Origin of the sequence: Nocardia sp. AB354, from assembly GCF_049538315.1 — a bacterium.
GTDB lineage: Bacteria > Actinomycetota > Actinomycetes > Mycobacteriales > Mycobacteriaceae > Nocardia > Nocardia nova.
Genome location: NZ_JBMVFU010000003.1, coordinates 137,780 through 154,671, shown reverse-complemented (window position 1 = coordinate 154,671; position 16,892 = coordinate 137,780). Strand labels below are relative to the sequence as shown.

Below are 16,892 nucleotides of genomic sequence, written 5' to 3'. Positions count from 1 at the left end.
GGACGGATCCCGAGAAGCTCGTCAGCCGAGTCCGGCAATGGCGGGCGCCGCACCGAACAGTTCGGTAGGCATCGAAGGTGTCGCGAAGATCCTCCAAGCAGTTGTTGCAGGCGAAAACCACGGAGCCGCAGCACAAGACCGTCACAACCCAGCACACCCGGTTACTGCACGGACGTCGGTCCGCCAGCAATTCACATTCCGGGAGCAGATCGTCGGTGAACAGCCCTACCGCCGGTTCGACGGTCGTTGCGTAGTCGCGGACTGATGAAAACGACTGGTTCATCGGTCCATCCCCCGGTCCTGCTCCAGAAACGCACCAGATCCGAGCCACTGGCCTGGCACCCGTCCTGGGGTGCGCACGGTCGGCGGTGTCGGTGCGTCGACCGAGACGAGCCGATCGGCAGTCTCCGGATGGCGCGCCGCCGCTTCGGCGAGGTGCGGGATCTGCTGCACGGGCGTGGGAATCGCCGTCTCGCGGGCCTGAGCCTCAGCGTCGCGGACCAGTTTGACTGCCTCGCGCGGGTCGACCCCGATGCCGAGCGCCAGGGTCTTGATCTGCGGCCAGTCCCGCCGGGCAAATGCCCGCACACGGTGGGTGTTCGACAAGCGCGCGACCACGAGAGCGTCACGCGCTTCCTCGGCAGTGAGGTCGTCACGATCGGGCAGCCAGGAGACCTGCCAGCCGCGATCACCGCGGGCGGCGGTATGCGGCAGATCGTCGAACCCCATCCGGTTCGGTTCCACACGCACGCCGGCCGCCCGGGCTGCCTGAGTCAGTCGAGTATTCATCGCGCCAGCCCCCAATCCCGCTCCACAGCGGTCGGATTCGAGGACTTCTCGACCATCGGCGTGGCCGCACGGATCAGGCCGATCGCCTCATTCACGGTCAGCCCGAGCGAACTGGCCCACTCCCGGGCTTCCAACCGATCCGGTGCCACCGCCAGACGCATTCCGGCTCGCGCTTGCTCGGTCGTGAACTGGCGACCGGGGAGCCCCGTGAACGCCCACTTGCCGTCACCGACATCCATCGCCCGGTGCTCGGTCGCCTCCGACCGCATAACGCCCTGATCGACAGCGATCGACGGAATAGCCGGTGCAGCGGCGCGCGCCCACTCGGCAGGCCCCCAAACCTTCGGCAGCTTCATCGGGTCACCCCCTGCGAAGCACCACACTCGGCTGGAAGAACAGCCACCTGCCCGGTTCCCGGCTCGGGGCAGACGACGATGGTCGGATCCTGGTTTCCCCCGCGGTCCAACAGCAGCACCGCGGCGTAGAAGCCGGCCGCGAACGCGAGAGCCACTACCAACAGCGCAGCGCGCTGGCGCGCGGTGAGCATCGGCGACCGCGAGCGCTGTCCCGCACCGAATCCGCCTCCGAGAAGCGAATCACCAATGCCGATCGGCTCACCGGTGCGGTGATCGAATGTGTAGTAATAGCGGTCCATCTCGGTCATCGCCGCGCCCCCGATCGGCGAGGACGCCGGCGCCAACCGGCCCACAGCACCACCAGGAACACAACCGCAAGCACCGTGCTCGGCGAGATGAGGAAAAGCAGGATTCCGAGTAGGACGAGGATGCTCAGAAACTCCGTCGCGAGCCTCATGCCGCATCACCGCCGGCGGGCAATTCCAGCACCTGCGCGGCCTTCGCCGCCTGCATGTCGGCGATCCCGGCCGCGAGCAACTCCCGGAGCAGGATTGCCTGATCGAGCGTCAACTGCATTCCGATGTCGCCCGAGCACGGCTGGGCCTCGACGTCGACACAAACTTTGTCGACGTTGGCGTAGTACTTGACGCGGAACGAGCCTCGAACACTCGCTGTGACGACGACTTTGTCGACGTCTTCCTGATGGCCGAACTTGTTGACCTTGGATACGTATGCGCCCATGAAGTCCTGCATCACGCCACCTCCAATCGGCGGCTGACACGGGCAACCTTGCGCATCGTGCGCAACTGATCAGCGCGCCACGCGCGCTCCTCGGGCGAGAGCAGACCATCCGGGTCCACTGCACGCTCCAGGCGATTCAGGGACGCAGACCGGGCCTGACCACGGCGCACTCGGGAAATACGGGAGACAGATTTGGCCTTACGGCCAGATACACTGGACATGCTTCGGGGACCTCTCGTCCTGGAAGTGGGAAATTGCTGAAGCGGTTGCACCCGCTTTGGTTCTTGGGCCCTCGGTAGTTGGCGCTACCGGGGGCTTTTCATCTCTCGGCCGAATTTCGGTGCCGAGCTACGTGTTTCAGAGACTGTCTCGGTTAGGGCCCCATGCCTGGCCCTCCTTCCCCAACATCACCGATACATACTGAATCATATCAGTATGTATCAGTTATGGTCAATGACTGATATGTATCGGTACGCACCGGTCCGTCGTAGACTCGAACTATGGAGAGTTCGCCGCCCGGATTGGCCAAATACGAGCGTGTAGCTGCCGCAATCAAGCACGACATCCGAAGCGGAGCGCTCCAAGACGAGGACCGCAAGCTTCCTGGCCACCGCGGACTCGTGGACCGATATCAGGTGTCGCTCGGCACCGTGCAAAAGGCACTTCGTCTGCTCGAGGATCAAGGCTGGCTGACCGCTCGCGCCGCATCTGGCGTCTACGTGAACGATCCTTTGCCGGACGAAAACGATGTCGCGCCAGCCCGATCCGTGCAAGAAGAACTCGGTCGCCTTCGCAGCACGACCGCCGAGCTGGAAGCCCGAATCGAGCGCCTGGAGAGGGCTGTTCACGACTTGACTCCGTCGTGAGGCCGATCTCGTTGCATCGTTCATGTGGTACAGAAAACACCCGTAGAAGCAGGTGAGGGCACTGTGAACACGATGTGCCCACCGACCCACCAAAAGTCACAGGGGGAGCGTCGATGTCCGACGAGATGGCCAACTTCATTGGGGAACTGAAGCGGTGGCGCGAGAACCAGGGCATATCACAGTCGGCGCTTGCCAAACGGATCCAGTACGACCGATCCTACGTCTCGAAAGTTGAGACCGGACAGGACTTTCCAGCGCCCGACTTTGCGAAGCGAGCTGATGAAGCTCTGTCGGCCGGCGGCGCGATCCGGCGCGCATATAAGGTCGCCGCACAGGCCGCGAATAGCCAACCATCACGGTCCGATCCGTCCACAACAGTGAGCGCGCATGACAACGGTCTGGTAGTTGAACTCGAGGAAGCGGAGCTGCACTACGACCACGTCATAGGCAACTACCGTGCTTCCCAGCGGCGAAGGATCCGAAATTGCGGCACGGCACCGATCTATCGCTACTTGATCCGCATATCCGTAGATCGGCACCCCGGTTCACCGGAGTACTCGAACGAACTGTATCGGAACGATCCTCTTACCTGGGAAGAACTCAACCTGGTAGCGCACTGCGACGATGAGCCGATGACGTGGCACGTCCAGCACGATCGGGACGCGTTCAAGGAGCTTTGGCTGCTGTTTGAGAATGAAGAGTCCCGATTCCCCCTGTATCCAGGCGAGTCGACCGTGATCGACTATTCGTACACGGTGGGCGACGACAAGTGGGGGCAGTGGTTCCAGAGGGCGATCCGGTTGCCGACGGATCGGATTGTCGTCCGCCTTGATTTCCCGGTGGAGTGCCGCCCGAACGTCTGGGGCATGGAAACGTCGATGAGCGCGGAAGCGCTGCCGTTCCGCGATCCGATCCAGCGGACAGAATCCGGTGACCGCGTACAGTTTTGCTGGAGCACGGACAACCCTCCGCTTCATGCGCGATACCGGCTCGAATGGCGTTTCAAAAACCATCACCCGAAGGATGAGATGCCCACTTCCGAGGTACTTCCAAGCGAGCGAATGTCGGCCATTGGGATCGTCCAGGAAGGCGATCCGGTGCTGTCCGGCTCCACGCAGCCGTTCGACCTACCTCGTGAGGCCGATGACGCCCGGCGCGTCATCGCTGAACTGCAATCCGCGATGACGCGAGTCGCCGATACCCATACGTTCAGCAAGGGCATGGGCATCGCCGCACCGCAGATCGGGATACCTCGGTCGGCTGCGGTTGTCCGCGCTCCTGATCAAACGCTGATCACGCTGCTGAATCCAACCATCATCGACCAATCTATGGAAACCGATGTTCAGTACGAGGGCTGCTTGAGCTTCTTCGATGTCCGCGGCAAGGTGCCGCGCCCGCTAGCGATCCACGTAGAGCACGTCGACATCGACGGAAATGAGCAGATCACTGTGTTCGAGCGCGGTCTGGCGCGCCTGGTGGCGCACGAGATCGATCATCTGAACGGACTTCTGTACCGGTCGCGCATGCTCCCTGGCATACAACCGATCCCGATTGCGCAATACCGCGGCACCGGTCAGCAGTGGAACTATCCGGCCTGATGGATAGCGTTGCCGGACGCCGGTTTGTCGTGATCGGTGCGTATGTCGTGGACTGCATCGCGCGAACGAGCGGCCTGCCAGCCTGGGAATCCGCGACACTGGCCGAATCGATCACGCTGGTACCCGGCGGCAAAGCGCTCAACCAGGCCATTGCGCTTGCACGACTGGGCGCCGATGTTCTGGCGTTGGGCGTCGTCGGGCGGGATCCGGCCGGCGGCATCGTGATCGATGCCCTCGAACGCAATCGCGTCGATACCACCTTGATCCGGTACGAAGACAACGCGAACACCCCGGTGTGCATGTGCTTCGTCGGCGACGCGGGCGAGACTTCATTCCTATGGCGAATCTCCGACGAAACCGCAATCGCACCAGCTGATATCGATCGTGCCCAGCAGCAACTGGCCTCGGCAGACGCGGTGCTGATGACATACGAGTTGCCGCTGAGCACCGCGCGCCACGCGCTGTCGGTGTTTCGGAACTTCCCGGCCATAGTGGTGGTACAGCCTTCGCCGCCACTGGCGGATGCGCACACCTTGCCATACGACAGAGTCGACGTACTCCTACCGAATCGAACTGAGGCACTCGCGCTCCTCGCGCCCGGGACAACCGCGGCCACCACCAACCCTGCCGACTTGCCGGCCATGCTGCACAAGGCAACGGGGGTACCCAACATCGTCGTCACCTGCGGCGCCGACGGCTGCTACGCATTCGCGAATCGCTCGGCCGCACATTTTCCAGCGCATCCGGTCGCAGAAGTCATCGACACCACCGGAGCAAGCGACGCGTTCGCCGCACACTTCGCCGCGTCGGCCGTCTCCGGCTCCCCGATCGAAACTTCGATTGCCGACGCACTCGCAGCCGCAGCGTATTCCGTTCAGCACGCCGGCGGATCCGCATCGATGCCTTCCGCATCGTCCTGCTAACTGGTCGCCGTCGGTCAAAATGCGGCCGAGGTTCTCATCATCGACATAGACCAGGCTGCCCGGTACAGCGTGCTCACAGCGAACTACGTGCCTCCGCAGCTGTGTGTCGGTGGGGTGGGCTCAAATTTGCGAGTGCAGAAACGGATTCGCGCTAGAGGATGTCGAACAGCGACGGCTCTGATGCGATCTGTCGATGATGGCGGTTGGTGCCGAGATGTTGGGGTTGTGCGCTGGCCATTTCTGTGGCGGTGAGGGTGGAGATGATGTGGTCGGCTGCTGCTCGGTTGGCTGGGTCGGTGTCGATGTCCCATTTGCGGCGTAGTTCGCGCAGTTGATCCAGCAGCGGCCGGTCGTCCGGTTCGGCGATGATTTGTCCGACGCGGGCGGGGCTGAGGTCCATGAGGGTGGCGATGTGGCGGATGGTCATGCCGTCGCGGTGGGCCCAGCGGATGGTGGTGTCGCGTTCGAGGCGGGCGGCTTCGTCGCGGAATCCTGACAGCGCCAGCCGATGTGAGGCGTGGGTGTTTCTGTCTAGTTTTCTGGACACCGAGCGTGCGCGGGAAGGGTTGGTGCAGGCGGGGTTTCGGGTGGCGTGTCCGGCGAGTGAGGCTAGGACTCGTTGGCGCCATTGGAAGGCGTAGCGGATGCAGTTGGCGCAGTTCTTGTGTCCGGTGCAGCCGGGCAGGACTGGAGATCGGCGGGCGGCGTAGGACCAGGCGAGGCTGTCGGAACTGGTGAGCATCGATCCGTAGGCTCCCAGGCCCGCGGTTTTGATGCCGAACCCGTGCAACCGGATGCCGGGCACCGCTGTGGTGAGTGCGGTGATGATGGCGGCTGCTTCGGTGGTGGCTTCGCGCCGGCACACCGACCCCAGCCCCACGGTCGGTTCAGCGGCCAGATCCACGCCCTGTTCGGCATAGCGTGCCGCGCACGCGAGGTAGTCGTCGAGTTGGAAGCCTTGCAGGACCGGGATGAACGGCAGATCCGGTGCCAGCGACTTCAGTTCGAGGTAGTTGTCCACGGTGCGACGTTGGTGTTCGGCCACTGTCAGGCCGGTGCCGACGAAGGTGTTGGTGCCGATCCGGCCGCCGTGGATGATGATCGGTTCGCACATCCAGTCCTGCGGCGCCGCCCATACCAGGCCGCCGATCTCGTCGCGGTAGCGGCGCACCCGTGCGACATACTCGCGTGGGGTGGTTGTGGTCCAGCCGCCGTGGTCTTTCAACTCGGTGAATCCGCCGGAGTCCAGGGCCCATTCCCCGCAGGCGCGAGGCAGGGTTTTGCGGTCACGCAGGCGCCGATCGCACACGAACAAGGCTTCGGTGGTGGCGGTGAACCAACTCGGCTGATGGGTACCCAGGAAGAACTTCATCGCCGCGCCCCCCAACCTCGTCTGACACCGATGACCACACTCGCGATGACGACGCCGTAGACCTTGCCCAGCACCTGCCCCGGCAACAGGGCGAGGGAGCCGAATGCGATGGACAGGAACAGGATCGAGTCGATCAGGGCGCCGGCGACACCGCCGAAGAACACCGCCCGGGTCCACCGCGGTGCCAGCCAGGTGAAGATGACGAAGTCGATGAACTCACTGACCGCGAACGCCACCGCCGAAGCGGTCGCGATCTCCGGGCTAGCGACCAGATAGGAGATCAACGCACCGATCGCCAAGGTAGCCAGCGAGATCGGCTTACCCCACAGGTATTGGACGCCGTCGCGCAGTACCAGAGCGGGGCCGACCATGAACACTCCCGCGGGTGCCATGAGCCCGAATCCGACGGGCACGATGCCGAACTGTTCGATCAGCCAGTTCGCCGCCACGATCGCGCCGAGATATGCCACGACCGCGAGGACGGCCCACGCGGGCCGACGCGGCGCAAGAGCGAGCTTGCGGGCGGAACCCAGGTTGGGAGTTTGAGTGACGATTTCCATCATTTCCCCTGCTTGAAGGTGGACGTCCACCTTCAATTTTAGCATCTTTGACAGGTGGACGTCCACCCTGGATGATGGGAAAATGCCTAGCCAGCACCGCAATCCGGTCATGACGGTCCGCCCCGACCGGGATCTGCATCTACGCGCCAAAGCCGCTGTCGCGGAGGTTGATTCGAATCTCAACGCGCACGTGATCGCGTTCCTGCGCTGGCTCGTTCACGAGACCGACGACCTACCGCAACGCCCGCCGGCTGACACCAACAGCACCGCACAGCACACCTGGGCGTGATGTCGCATAGGACCATCCTGATACTGGACCGATGAGCGAACCGGACATCACGGAGATTCGGCAGTGCCCCCTGTCACCGGAGGGGAACCTACAGAAACGCGCTTGGGTGGCCGTGGACAATCAAGGCAACGCCGTGTCGGTGTGCGCCGTGCTTCAGATCGATCAGGGGCGGATGAAAGACTGCGCGCTGTACACCACTCCGTCGTGGCGAAAAAAGGGGCTGGCCAAACGCCTGTTCCTTCAAGCACAGGACGACCTCGCCGCTGAGGCGCCACGGATAACTCTGGAATGGAGCGGTATCGCAACAGAGGGCGGCTACGGGGTGGCCGGTTCGTTGGCGCTCAGTGCCAGCGACGAGGACTCCGCGAAATGGAGTGCGGAACTCGACAAGAAATTCGCTGAAAACCCGCACGACGAACGTCTTCAATCGTATCTGAAGCTCCGCGACGACCACGGTGGTCGACTGCCGTACAACCCGCTCAACCAGGAAACGGCGAACCAGGCCGGCCGGCAAGCGCTCCGCGAGGCCGCCGAGGCCCTGCGATTGCGGGTGATCGACGAAGAGTAGTGCGGCGTTCCGGCATCATCGAATTCCGTGGCGGGATCATCGGTGACGCAGACACACCCCCTCCAGGCCAGAAACAGCTGTGGGACAGCCGGCCCCAAGCTACAGCGGGCCGACCGAAGGTGAAAACAACCTCATGAGACCACGCAGGTAATTCACCCTCGGACCGCCAGCCGGTCATCCCACACGGCCCGTATTGCACCCTCCCGGGTGCCGGTCTGCTGCTTGTACCAACTACTCACCGCAACCCGGAATCTCGAAATCTCCACGCCCCCAAACCCGCCCAGTGCCGGTTATCCCGTGCCGGTCCTCCTCGGTCCAGTCTCCTACCGTCCAGTCCTCTCTTCACCCTAATTTGCCCCGCCGACAGCCCTATGCACTCAACTGTCTGGCTGCCTGCCGCAGGGACACTAAATGCGCCCGCAGGGTGTGTTTAGTGTCCCTGCGGCAGGCAGCCAGACACCACCACTAAAACCGCTGTTCGGCGGGGCAAATAGGGGTGGACGTTTACCTACGGACACGAGTCCGCAGGCACCTGTCCGGCATTGACCGCCTCATGACCGCCGCGGGCCCCTGATCGACTAGGGGCGTGTGGGCATCGGGAGCGAATACGGCCGAGTCGCTGAAACGCCTACGACTTCAAATTCGGATGCGGAGCGAGACACCTTTAAGCGGGCGGCGGCAAGACGTTCGGCGGCGCATCGAACCACTCCGCCATGCGATCCTGAACGCCATCAGCCCATCGCTCGTCAGCGTACGACCATTCTCCCTGTTCGATGCGCTGGGCTGCGGTTAGGCCACTGTCGCCGAGGTCAATACTCGGCGGCAGTGATCTCGTAAGGATCTGGCCTTTCACTAGGATCGGCAGCACCCTGTCGGCCACATGGCGGTGCAGATGCGTCAACTCGGCGACAGGCCCGACGAACGTCACTGTGTCCGGACGCTGGATTAGGACACTTGGATTTAACTCCAAGACAACTGGCTGGCCCGGATCTACCGTCGCCAACAGGTCTCCGGGTTTGACATCCAGAAACCGGCGATTCGTCTGCCAGAAGGGAACATCTGCCCTCATCGATACTGTTTGCGCTGCACCTGGCCTGAGGAAACGATGTTTGTCCGTATTCGAATAACGTTGCAGGAGCTTCATCGGGTTCTCATACTCTACTGCCGCTCCCGTAAGCTCCGCGAGGAGCGGACTCATAGATGGGACAGTCGCAGTCGTGTCTTCGAAGGGCTGGCACAGCTTAATGCGTTCGCCAATAGTGGTGGCAACAGCGACTTCTGGCAGCTTCCTCCCCGTTCGCTTCTGCCAGTCTTCAAACAGTTCGGGCGTGTCCTTGATTGGCATCTCTACGCCCGAGGCAGATCGCTCGTCGAGGGGTTTTCCCCGTTCAACTTCCACTAGGTAGAAGATCGTATTCTCGATAGCGGCGCGCAGGTGATGAATAGCCTCGCTGAAGAGCATCGAGACCAGCGGCGGAACTGGCCGGATCTCAGTTACGACCGTGTCCCAGCGCCCATCCGGCCGCTCGACTTGTTTCATGCCGATCGGGCCAGCCTTCGACCATGAAGCGCAGACCTCGCCAAGAGCAGCGGCCGCCTGGTCGACTCGTGCAAGGCGAAACGCGACAGTTGCCAACTCATCTGGGAGCCATCCAGCGTCGGACATGTTGGTCATGATGGTCCTCATCAGCTCGTATTCGGGCGTGTTACTAATACCCTTCCTAGCCACCAGATCCGAACCGCGTACAGCGGCGGAACCAGGCAGTCACCGAGCGCGTTAGCGCCCGCAATGTGGACTGTCCCCGTTGTTGCCCGGCCGGCCACTCTGCGGATCCGGTCGCACCTTGGCTACGCAGTCAAGAGCGTGCCCAACAGGTGAAGCCCCGATGCGGGATGTAGCACGGTGGAACGACAATGGGTCACATGACGGACAGGGAACCGCGGAAGCGCAAGCCGATCGTGCACAGGAAGCCCGTCTTGGCCACTGTTCGCCAGCTATACGGCACGGCGTTCCGATGTGCCAAACCCGACTGCGGCCGGCCGCTCTACAAGATGAACGACGACACCGGAGAGACGTTGCTCAACAGCAGGGTGTCGCACATCTGCGCGAGGAGCGAAGGCGGTCCACGCTGGGATCCCGGCATGAGTGAGGAGGACAACCGCAGCGCATCCAACCTTATCCCGATGTGCATGGAGCACGCTGACGAGATCGATGTGACGCCGGAGTACTACCCAGTCGAGTTGCTGCACGAGTGGAAGCGCGCCCAGATCGCGGATCACTTGAGAGTGCAGAAGAGTTGGTCGCTGACTGACGACGAAGCCGGGCACGTAATCGAGGCATCCTTCGATGCTTTGCATTATGGAGTCGCGGTCGCGGCAGCTTCCAATGTGACCGCGGCGGCGCGTGCAGTCGGGCTTCTGATCGAGACGGCTCGTCAGCAGCGGCAACTAGTCCACGAGGCCGCGTCGGCGTGGCACATGATGCGGATGCGCGTGCAGCAGAGTCTTCCTCCCGCCTGGGATGCCGCCACTGGGGAACTACTTCCGCCAGCCGAGCCGTCACTCATGGAGACGATGCCGTTTCGAGACAGGTTGGACGCGACGCTCCTACGGGTTGTGGACACCTTGCGTCCGCTGGTCGCGACGTTGGTCGCCGAACTGCACGCGGTGCGCGCTGTTGCCGCCCACCTCGGAGCCTGGTGTCAGTGGGCGGAGACGGCCGCAGGAATGGTGCTCATGTCGTCCGGGCGGTGGCCGGGACGCCCCCCTGAAGACGACGACGAGGTGTTTGCGGATTCGATCGCGGAGTTGCTGCGCGCGTCCACCGCGCTCAGTGCGGCATGGCAAGGTCAGCCGGCAGAACAGCCACCCGCGCCGGAGGTACCGGCCCCCGAGCCCGTCGAGACCGACATGCAGCGGCTATTGCGAGAACACCGCGAGCTGCTAAGCCGGGCTCGCCCATGGGCGCGAGTCGACAGCCGCCCCTACGACGCCGACCTGTACACGGCGCTAGTGAAGGCTGCTCACTTCGCTCTCGATCTTCCTGAAGTTCCGATGTTTTTGACGGTGAACCTGGCCATGACTACCGGGCTGGCAGCCGACGTGGCCCGTCATGCTGACGACACCACTTTCGCCGGACTCATCGACGACGCCATCACGCGTAAGCCTGTGGCTATTGCCGTCTGCCTCGTTCGTGACCTCATGTTCATGGCCGAGACAACTCAGCGGCCGGACTTGGAAGCGACAGCTCGGAAACACGCAGTACGACTCCTACGCGACACCGACTGGTCTACCCGTGAGGTCTGGGTCGACAACAGGTTCCAAACCAGGCGATTGTTGGATTGGACGGCCTCGGTCACTAACGACGATGAAGTTCGGGAGCGCGTTGCGGCCGCCATCACGGACCATCCTGAATTGCTCGAACCGATCCTCCTCGGCGTGAGCCAGCAAACCGAGCAACTTATCCAAAGCAGATGGGGTCGGCTCGAAAGCAGCCTTTACATCAAGGATGTACCCACCTGGTTTCCCACCTCGATCGTGGCGGCTGAAATCCGCCGACAGTACCCCGGCCTTCAAGCGGCTGACCGGCACAGCGTGACCGGAAACGGCGATGTCATCCGGGAACTTGCTGCCCAGGTCCTGTTCGCCGAATCTCGGTGAGGGATAACTGTCGTGATCGCTAGGCACGACCGAAGCAAAAATCCCTGGCCGTGGCGGTTGTTGGGGTCTACGCTCTCGCCGTGAGCGAGTCCGACCAGTCCGGGTTGAGCGCGGCGGCGCTAATCGATCAAATGTATACGCTGTGGATCGCGCCGCACATCGAGACGAGTAACCTCGACATCACGCGCGACCACGTGCTGAAAGCGCTGGTGGTGCTTCATCCGAACAGCGCTCCCGAAGTAATGCTCAACGAGCAAGCGGAACTACTCGCCATGGTCCGGGTTCGTGACGCGGTCGCGTCGGGTGAACCGGTGACCGCAGAAAACATCGAGCATGTCTCGAACTTGCGTCCAGCCGAGATCGCGCCCGATGCGGGATGGATCGCATTCGCCTTCCTCCCAGGCGGCGCGGTCATGGTGGCCTTCGACTTCCGATATAACCGAAACCGCACGGTCGAACTTCTCAAACGAGCATCGGAATTCATAGCGACAGCCCGAGAGGCATTGGCCGCTGAGCGCCTCGGGCCCGCGGTCGAGACCGCGTTGGCTGCGGGGGAACTTGCGGTTACGGCCATGACCTCGCTGCAAAATATCCCGCACAAAGGGCGGAATACCCACGGTGCACGCCAAGCTTGGTTAAACAGGTACACACACGCGGGTAACGGTTCACAGGCTTGGTACAAAGCAATGAGGCGGCTTCTCGACGCCCGCCCGATCGCACGTTATGGAGACCCGGAGGGGAGCCCTCTACCGTCGGAAAGCGAGTTGGCCGACTACCTCGACCACGTCGACGATCTGATTGAACACGCTGCCACGTATGCGGCGGATCGCGACGCCCCTGATTTGTAAAAGCCCCCTCGGCCCACTACCACTACCACTACCACTACCACTACCACTACCACTACCACATTACGGTGAACGGCAACGAGCGGCCAAGCTCGGCAGTGGCGAGTGCGACTCCGAATCAACAGATACCGACCGGTTGATACTTTCTACTGCGGGTAGGGGCGTAACGCTTCGCTATCCAATGGTGCGGTGTAAGTTTCTCTACGGCTCCCATACTCGCTGGTTACGTTTGGAAGCCAAGCCGACGGTAGCGCACTGAATCGTTGCCGAATCGGCAACAAGCAATGAAAGAAGACGCAGAGAAGCACGGAATGAAAGGGGGGCTGAATGCCACAGCTGGATAGTGAGACGCTCTACGTTAAAAAGTTGTTCTCACAAGAGTATTTTTTTCGCGTTCCAGAATATCAGCGGCCGTTCCTGTGGGACGAGGATAATCTGTCCGACCTAATTACGGACCTTTTGCAGGCCGATCAGAGCAAAGACTACTTTTTGGGCACATTGGTGCTGCACCATACAGGAAGCTGCTCCTATGACATCGTAGACGGACAACAACGTCTGACCGCCCTCTCCATCCTCTTGGCCTGCGTCAGGGATTGCATTTCACCGAATTCGACTCTTCGCGCAGAGATCCACGGAAAACTCGTGCAGGTCGCCAACGAGCTTGAGCAAATTCCAGCCCGGAACAGGCTGACTGTTCGCGATGTCGCCGTTTTCAATAGTATGGTAGCTGATCCGGGTGGAACTACGACGTACGCAGTAGGCGGTAATGCGACGCCCGGGCAGTCTCGGTACGATCTCGCTCGCAGAATATTTTTGGAGGAGCTCCGAAAGCTTTCCGAGGACGACGTAAAGGCTTTTGCGACGTTCGTCGTAAATCGATGCGTTCTAATTTTCTTGGCCGCAGACGATCTCGAAGAAGCTTTTCGCCTGTTTACGGTGGTAAACGACCGAGGAAAACAACTGCGGCGGATCGATATCTTGAAGGCGCAAAACATAAGTCCACATGTAATCGCTAGCGACGAGGTCCGTCGCCGGTATGCCCAAAAATGGGAGGAAATGGAAGATCGCCTCGGAGAGCAGAGTTTCGAGGACCTGTTCCATTTGCTGCGGATGATCTACGTGAAAGATAAGCCACAGCAAGACCTATTGAAGGAATTCGAAAATAGAATTTTCGAGCGCCCAGGAATGCCCAACAGGGGAGGTGACTTCCTTGACAAGCTTGAGGCATTCGTCGATCTCTACGAAAGCATATTCATAGATCGCGATATCCTGGAAGGGGAAGAGGACGATGCGCGCTTCAAAACTATGATGTGGGCTATGTCAGGCAATTTTAGCGCATCTGAATGGCGCGCATGCGTCCTCGCGTACGCGCATGCGTTCAATAGTGAGGGCTTGTATGAATACCTATTGGCAGTCGAAAAAGTGTACTTGAGCCACTGGGTAGCCGGGATGCGCAAGGATGAGCGTTACTCTGTTTACACCACGTTGCTGAAAGCGATTGATAGTTCGAAAGATGGAGCTGGAGCACTGCAAGCTGCCACTGGCTATGCTGATAGGCACTCTATTCGTGAAGCATGCATGGTCCAGAACTTTTATAAGGCCGGATATTGCAAATATCTACTCCTGCGAGCCGAAATATCATTCGGCGAATTGAACGGGCCTCGCGAATTTCGAGTTCGTTCCGTTGAGCATGTGCTACCGCAAAATCCCGCTCCGGGAAGCAGTTGGCGGCGGTGGGTTCCAGCAAGAGACCATGCGAAGGTCGTCGATACAGCCGGCAACCTTGTCCTTTTGAGTAAGGGAAAGAACTCCGCTGCGAGCAACAGAGAGCTAGGGGATAAGAAAACCACCTATTTGAAGCCGCGAGTATCCGACTTCCCGCGATGCATGGAAGTACTTTCCTACGACCGCTGGGACGTCGATGTCATCGACGCTCGAACCCAAAGTTTCGCCGAGCTCGTTCTTCAAGACCCCTAGAAGAGCTGGTTTTTGGAGGATTACAGTCGATCAGTCGCGGATTCAAATCGCACCACAGCCCGCAGATAGATACGCCCTCGGTCCTCGACCGTAGGGCGTATCTATTCACCTACCTGGTTATCGGATACGGGCGGCGCCGGCCGCGAGTAAGCACCGTGCCGCGGTTCGCGCAGACCGCTTCGAACTGATCTCTCATTACCGCTCCCCGTTGGATCGAATCACTGATCGACGTTCTCATGATGCCGTTGGGCTCAACATACATGCGGCGGCGGATGCACTGCGCCCGCAACCGGCCCGCAGCAGCGTCCGACGCCGCCAATCTCCCCAATATGTCCAACAAGCGGACCACCAGGTCAGCTCACATCACCCACACACGCATCAACATCCATGACGCCTCAAACACCGACACCGACGACCTTGAAAACCGTCGTGGTTCACGCCACCGTGGGTTCAAATCCCACACCCACCGCAGGTGAAGGGCTGTCACCAGGGGACTGTTCCGGCGTCGGAGAAGAATCCGCCGGTCGGTCCGTCGTCGGGCAGGGTGGCGAGGTGGATCGCGATCGCGGCGCCCTGTTGGGGGGTTCGGACGCCGCGGAAGCCGTTGAGGTCGGTGGCGGTGAAACCGGGGCAGCCGGCGTTGATCAGGATGTTGGTCTCGGCCAGTTCCTTGACGTATTGGACCGTGACCGCGTTCAGGAAGGTCTTCGACGCCGCGTAGGCCGCGGAGATCGGGCCGGTGTCCGCGCCGGGCGTGGTCTGCAGCGTGAGCGAGCCGACGCTGCTGGACATGTTCACGATCCTCGGTGCTGCCGAACGCCGCAGCATGGGCAGCATCGCGTTGGTGACGCGGATGACTCCGATCACGTTGGTTTCCACAGCCTCACGCACGGTCGCGGGATCGACGGTGGTGGGCGTCTGGGGCATGCCGCCGGTGATCGCGGCGTTGTTGACCAGGACGTCGAGGCCTCCGGCGCGGTCGGCGATCAGGTCCGCCGCGGCGGCCACGCTCGCGTCGTCGGTCACGTCGAGCGGAACGCCGAAGGCATCGATCCCGTCCGCGCGGAGCTTCTCCACCGCCGTGTCGCGGCGTTGTGCGTCGCGCGCGCCCACACCGATTCGCCAGCCGAGGGCGCCCAGCCCCGCCGCGATCTCGTATCCGATTCCCTTGTTCGCACCCGTCACCAGCGCGATCGTCTGTTCACTCATACCGTCGATCCTGGTTCGGCCGGGGGTGGTGGGTCCAACACCGATCGGGTGGCCGCTGATACCGCACGGGTATCAATGCCGGATACGATGGCGTGGTGGAGACGCGGGAGTTGCGATACTTCGTCGCTGTCGCCGAGGAGTTGCATTTCGGGCGAGCGGCACAGCGACTCGCCATGGCGCAACCACCGCTGTCACGGGCGATCCGACAGCTCGAACGGCGGCTCGGCGTGGTTCTGCTGCACCGCACCACTCGCTCGATCGCCCTGACCGAGGCCGGGGCGGTGCTCTTGCGGGAGGCTCGTGCCGCGCTCGCCGCGGTCGACGCCGCGGAGCGCCGCACCCGCCGCGCGGCCGGGCGGCCGGGCGTGGTGCTGGCTACGAAAGCCGGCGCGTCCAGCGAACTGCTGTCGAAGTTGCTGGACGCCTACGCTGCCGAACCGGGCGCTGTCGCTGTCGAGGTGCTGCTGTGCGGGCCCGGCGAGCAGGAGGCGCTGCTGCGCGACGGCCGTGCCGACGTCGCACTGCTCCACCGGCCCTTCGACACGACCGCCGGACTCGACACCGAGGATCTGCACACCGAACAACAGGTTCTGGTCCTGCCCGCGGGCCACCCCCTCGCCCACCGGCCCCACCTGTCGTCGGCCGAGGTCGCCACCCTGACGGATCTGCCCCTGCCGCGCTGGCCCCGACAGGACGGAAGCTATCCCGACGGCCCCGGTCCGAAGGTTCGCGACCACACCCAATTGGCCCAGCTGATCGCGCTCGGACGAACCTGCGCGGTCATGCCCGAGTCGGTCCGAACTCACCTACGCGACGATCACGCGATCGTGCCGGTGCCGGACGCACCGGCGGTCACGACCGTCATCGCCTGGCCGCCACACAGCAGATCCAAGGCCGTCGCCGACCTCGTCCGCACCGCGACACGTCTCTGACCGACACCGCGATTCCGCGGCCGCCTCAGCCACGAATATGCGCCGATCGGCGTATCGGTCGGCGCCACAGTCGTTTCCGGTCTCGATTCGAACGGCCGGCCCCAGGTTCAGAAGCACCACACCCAATCGGCGGACCCCGGCAACGGAATGGTGATGCAGATGGCGATCGGTTTCGCCGTGGTATCGGAAGCGCTGTCGGCGGAGGCG

17 protein-coding genes are annotated in these 16,892 nt (G+C 62.2%); 9 read left to right on the top strand and 8 right to left on the bottom strand.

Translation table 11 applies throughout. From position 1 onward, the window contains the following. Window positions 1–279 precede the first annotated feature (279 nt). The 4 genes from ACPCUW_RS05530 to ACPCUW_RS05515 all read right to left on the bottom strand — a co-directional run bounded on the left by ACPCUW_RS05530 (window position 280) and on the right by ACPCUW_RS05515 (window position 1,898). Entirely contained in the window at window positions 280–789 is a 510-nt protein-coding gene (locus ACPCUW_RS05530; protein WP_423423865.1) for a hypothetical protein, read from the bottom strand. Further along, window positions 786–1,145 carry a hypothetical protein gene (locus ACPCUW_RS05525; RefSeq protein ID WP_423423864.1) on the bottom strand — a complete coding sequence of 120 codons (360 nt, stop codon included), beginning with the start codon at window positions 1,143–1,145 and terminating at the stop codon, window positions 786–788. The genes ACPCUW_RS05530 and ACPCUW_RS05525 overlap by 4 nt, the downstream gene beginning before the upstream one ends. Further along, window positions 1,142–1,453, bottom strand: coding sequence for a hypothetical protein (locus tag ACPCUW_RS05520; RefSeq protein ID WP_423423863.1), 312 nt, complete (start codon window positions 1,451–1,453; stop codon window positions 1,142–1,144). The genes ACPCUW_RS05525 and ACPCUW_RS05520 overlap by 4 nt, the downstream gene beginning before the upstream one ends. Before the next feature lie 145 nt (window positions 1,454–1,598). Continuing rightward, window positions 1,599–1,898 (bottom strand): hypothetical protein, encoded by a 300-nt coding sequence (locus ACPCUW_RS05515; RefSeq protein WP_423423862.1) that lies wholly within the window; start codon window positions 1,896–1,898, stop codon window positions 1,599–1,601. 488 nt (window positions 1,899–2,386) lie between these two features. Here ACPCUW_RS05515 and ACPCUW_RS05510 point away from each other — a divergent pair, with 488 nt between their 5' ends. From ACPCUW_RS05510 to ACPCUW_RS05500, 3 genes are all read left to right on the top strand, one after another. After that, window positions 2,387–2,752, top strand: a complete 366-nt coding sequence (locus ACPCUW_RS05510; RefSeq protein ID WP_423423861.1) for a GntR family transcriptional regulator — start codon at window positions 2,387–2,389, stop codon at window positions 2,750–2,752. Between the two features lie 113 nt (window positions 2,753–2,865). Beyond that, window positions 2,866–4,350, top strand: coding sequence for a peptide deformylase (locus ACPCUW_RS05505; protein WP_423423860.1), 1,485 nt, complete (start codon window positions 2,866–2,868; stop codon window positions 4,348–4,350). Beyond that, complete coding sequence (locus tag ACPCUW_RS05500) at window positions 4,350–5,273, top strand: carbohydrate kinase family protein (protein WP_423423859.1); 924 nt, start codon at window positions 4,350–4,352, stop codon at window positions 5,271–5,273. The genes ACPCUW_RS05505 and ACPCUW_RS05500 overlap by 1 nt, the downstream gene beginning before the upstream one ends. Window positions 5,274–5,424: 151 nt before the next feature. On the opposite strand, the gene ACPCUW_RS05495 is transcribed toward ACPCUW_RS05500, so the two are convergent. Together ACPCUW_RS05495 and ACPCUW_RS05490 are read right to left on the bottom strand one after the other, a co-directional pair. Next, window positions 5,425–6,645, bottom strand: coding sequence for a DUF7221 family queuine tRNA-ribosyltransferase-like protein (locus ACPCUW_RS05495; RefSeq protein WP_423423858.1), 1,221 nt, complete (start codon window positions 6,643–6,645; stop codon window positions 5,425–5,427). Continuing rightward, window positions 6,642–7,208, bottom strand: coding sequence for a VUT family protein (locus ACPCUW_RS05490; protein ID WP_423423857.1), 567 nt, complete (start codon window positions 7,206–7,208; stop codon window positions 6,642–6,644). Before ACPCUW_RS05490 ends, ACPCUW_RS05495 begins: the two co-directional genes overlap by 4 nt. Window positions 7,209–7,287: 79 nt before the next feature. Between ACPCUW_RS05490 and ACPCUW_RS05485 the strand changes: the two genes are divergently transcribed. Continuing rightward, window positions 7,288–7,494 (top strand): hypothetical protein, encoded by a 207-nt coding sequence (locus tag ACPCUW_RS05485; RefSeq protein WP_423423856.1) that lies wholly within the window; start codon window positions 7,288–7,290, stop codon window positions 7,492–7,494. A 31-nt stretch (window positions 7,495–7,525) separates the two neighbouring features. Further along, window positions 7,526–8,062, top strand: a complete 537-nt coding sequence (locus ACPCUW_RS05480) for a GNAT family N-acetyltransferase (protein ID WP_423423855.1) — start codon at window positions 7,526–7,528, stop codon at window positions 8,060–8,062. A gap of 664 nt (window positions 8,063–8,726) precedes the next feature. Here the strand turns inward: ACPCUW_RS05480 and ACPCUW_RS05475 are convergent. Then, complete coding sequence (locus ACPCUW_RS05475) at window positions 8,727–9,737, bottom strand: hypothetical protein (RefSeq protein WP_423423854.1); 1,011 nt, start codon at window positions 9,735–9,737, stop codon at window positions 8,727–8,729. Window positions 9,738–9,985: 248 nt separating this feature from the next. Here ACPCUW_RS05475 and ACPCUW_RS05470 point away from each other — a divergent pair, with 248 nt between their 5' ends. The 3 genes from ACPCUW_RS05470 to ACPCUW_RS05460 all read left to right on the top strand — a co-directional run bounded on the left by ACPCUW_RS05470 (window position 9,986) and on the right by ACPCUW_RS05460 (window position 14,544). Further along, entirely contained in the window at window positions 9,986–11,722 is a 1,737-nt protein-coding gene (locus tag ACPCUW_RS05470) for a hypothetical protein (RefSeq protein WP_423423853.1), read from the top strand. 80 nt (window positions 11,723–11,802) lie between these two features. After that, on the top strand, window positions 11,803–12,570 hold the full coding sequence (locus ACPCUW_RS05465; RefSeq protein ID WP_423423852.1) for a HEPN domain-containing protein: 768 nt from the start codon (window positions 11,803–11,805) through the stop codon (window positions 12,568–12,570). A gap of 324 nt (window positions 12,571–12,894) precedes the next feature. Continuing rightward, window positions 12,895–14,544, top strand: coding sequence for a DUF262 domain-containing protein (locus ACPCUW_RS05460; protein ID WP_423423851.1), 1,650 nt, complete (start codon window positions 12,895–12,897; stop codon window positions 14,542–14,544). Between the two features lie 483 nt (window positions 14,545–15,027). Here the strand turns inward: ACPCUW_RS05460 and ACPCUW_RS05455 are convergent, their stop codons facing one another. After that, window positions 15,028–15,753, bottom strand: coding sequence for an SDR family NAD(P)-dependent oxidoreductase (locus ACPCUW_RS05455; protein WP_423423850.1), 726 nt, complete (start codon window positions 15,751–15,753; stop codon window positions 15,028–15,030). Window positions 15,754–15,848: 95 nt separating this feature from the next. Between ACPCUW_RS05455 and ACPCUW_RS05450 the strand changes: the two genes are divergently transcribed. After that, a complete protein-coding gene (locus tag ACPCUW_RS05450; protein ID WP_064909984.1) occupies window positions 15,849–16,685 on the top strand; it encodes a LysR family transcriptional regulator in 837 nt (278 codons plus the stop codon). The last annotated feature ends 207 nt before the right edge of the window (window positions 16,686–16,892 follow it).

Excerpts from the sequence above, each read along its gene's own strand:
- ACPCUW_RS05530 (WP_423423865.1), bottom strand. The coding sequence starts at position 789 with ATGAATACTCGACTGACTCAGGCAGCCCGGGCGGCCGGCGTGCGTGTG.
- ACPCUW_RS05525 (WP_423423864.1), bottom strand. The coding sequence starts at position 1,145 with ATGAAGCTGCCGAAGGTTTGGGGGCCTGCCGAGTGGGCGCGCGCCGCT.
- ACPCUW_RS05520 (WP_423423863.1), bottom strand. The coding sequence starts at position 1,453 with ATGACCGAGATGGACCGCTATTACTACACATTCGATCACCGCACCGGT.
- ACPCUW_RS05515 (WP_423423862.1), bottom strand. The coding sequence starts at position 1,898 with ATGCAGGACTTCATGGGCGCATACGTATCCAAGGTCAACAAGTTCGGC.
- ACPCUW_RS05510 (WP_423423861.1), top strand. The coding sequence starts at position 2,387 with ATGGAGAGTTCGCCGCCCGGATTGGCCAAATACGAGCGTGTAGCTGCC.
- ACPCUW_RS05505 (WP_423423860.1), top strand. The coding sequence starts at position 2,866 with ATGTCCGACGAGATGGCCAACTTCATTGGGGAACTGAAGCGGTGGCGC.
- ACPCUW_RS05500 (WP_423423859.1), top strand. The coding sequence starts at position 4,350 with ATGGATAGCGTTGCCGGACGCCGGTTTGTCGTGATCGGTGCGTATGTC.
- ACPCUW_RS05495 (WP_423423858.1), bottom strand. The coding sequence starts at position 6,645 with ATGAAGTTCTTCCTGGGTACCCATCAGCCGAGTTGGTTCACCGCCACC.
- ACPCUW_RS05490 (WP_423423857.1), bottom strand. The coding sequence starts at position 7,208 with ATGATGGAAATCGTCACTCAAACTCCCAACCTGGGTTCCGCCCGCAAG.
- ACPCUW_RS05485 (WP_423423856.1), top strand. The coding sequence starts at position 7,288 with ATGCCTAGCCAGCACCGCAATCCGGTCATGACGGTCCGCCCCGACCGG.
- ACPCUW_RS05480 (WP_423423855.1), top strand. The coding sequence starts at position 7,526 with ATGAGCGAACCGGACATCACGGAGATTCGGCAGTGCCCCCTGTCACCG.
- ACPCUW_RS05475 (WP_423423854.1), bottom strand. The coding sequence starts at position 9,737 with ATGACCAACATGTCCGACGCTGGATGGCTCCCAGATGAGTTGGCAACT.
- ACPCUW_RS05470 (WP_423423853.1), top strand. The coding sequence starts at position 9,986 with ATGACGGACAGGGAACCGCGGAAGCGCAAGCCGATCGTGCACAGGAAG.
- ACPCUW_RS05460 (WP_423423851.1), top strand. The coding sequence starts at position 12,895 with ATGCCACAGCTGGATAGTGAGACGCTCTACGTTAAAAAGTTGTTCTCA.
- ACPCUW_RS05455 (WP_423423850.1), bottom strand. The coding sequence starts at position 15,753 with ATGAGTGAACAGACGATCGCGCTGGTGACGGGTGCGAACAAGGGAATC.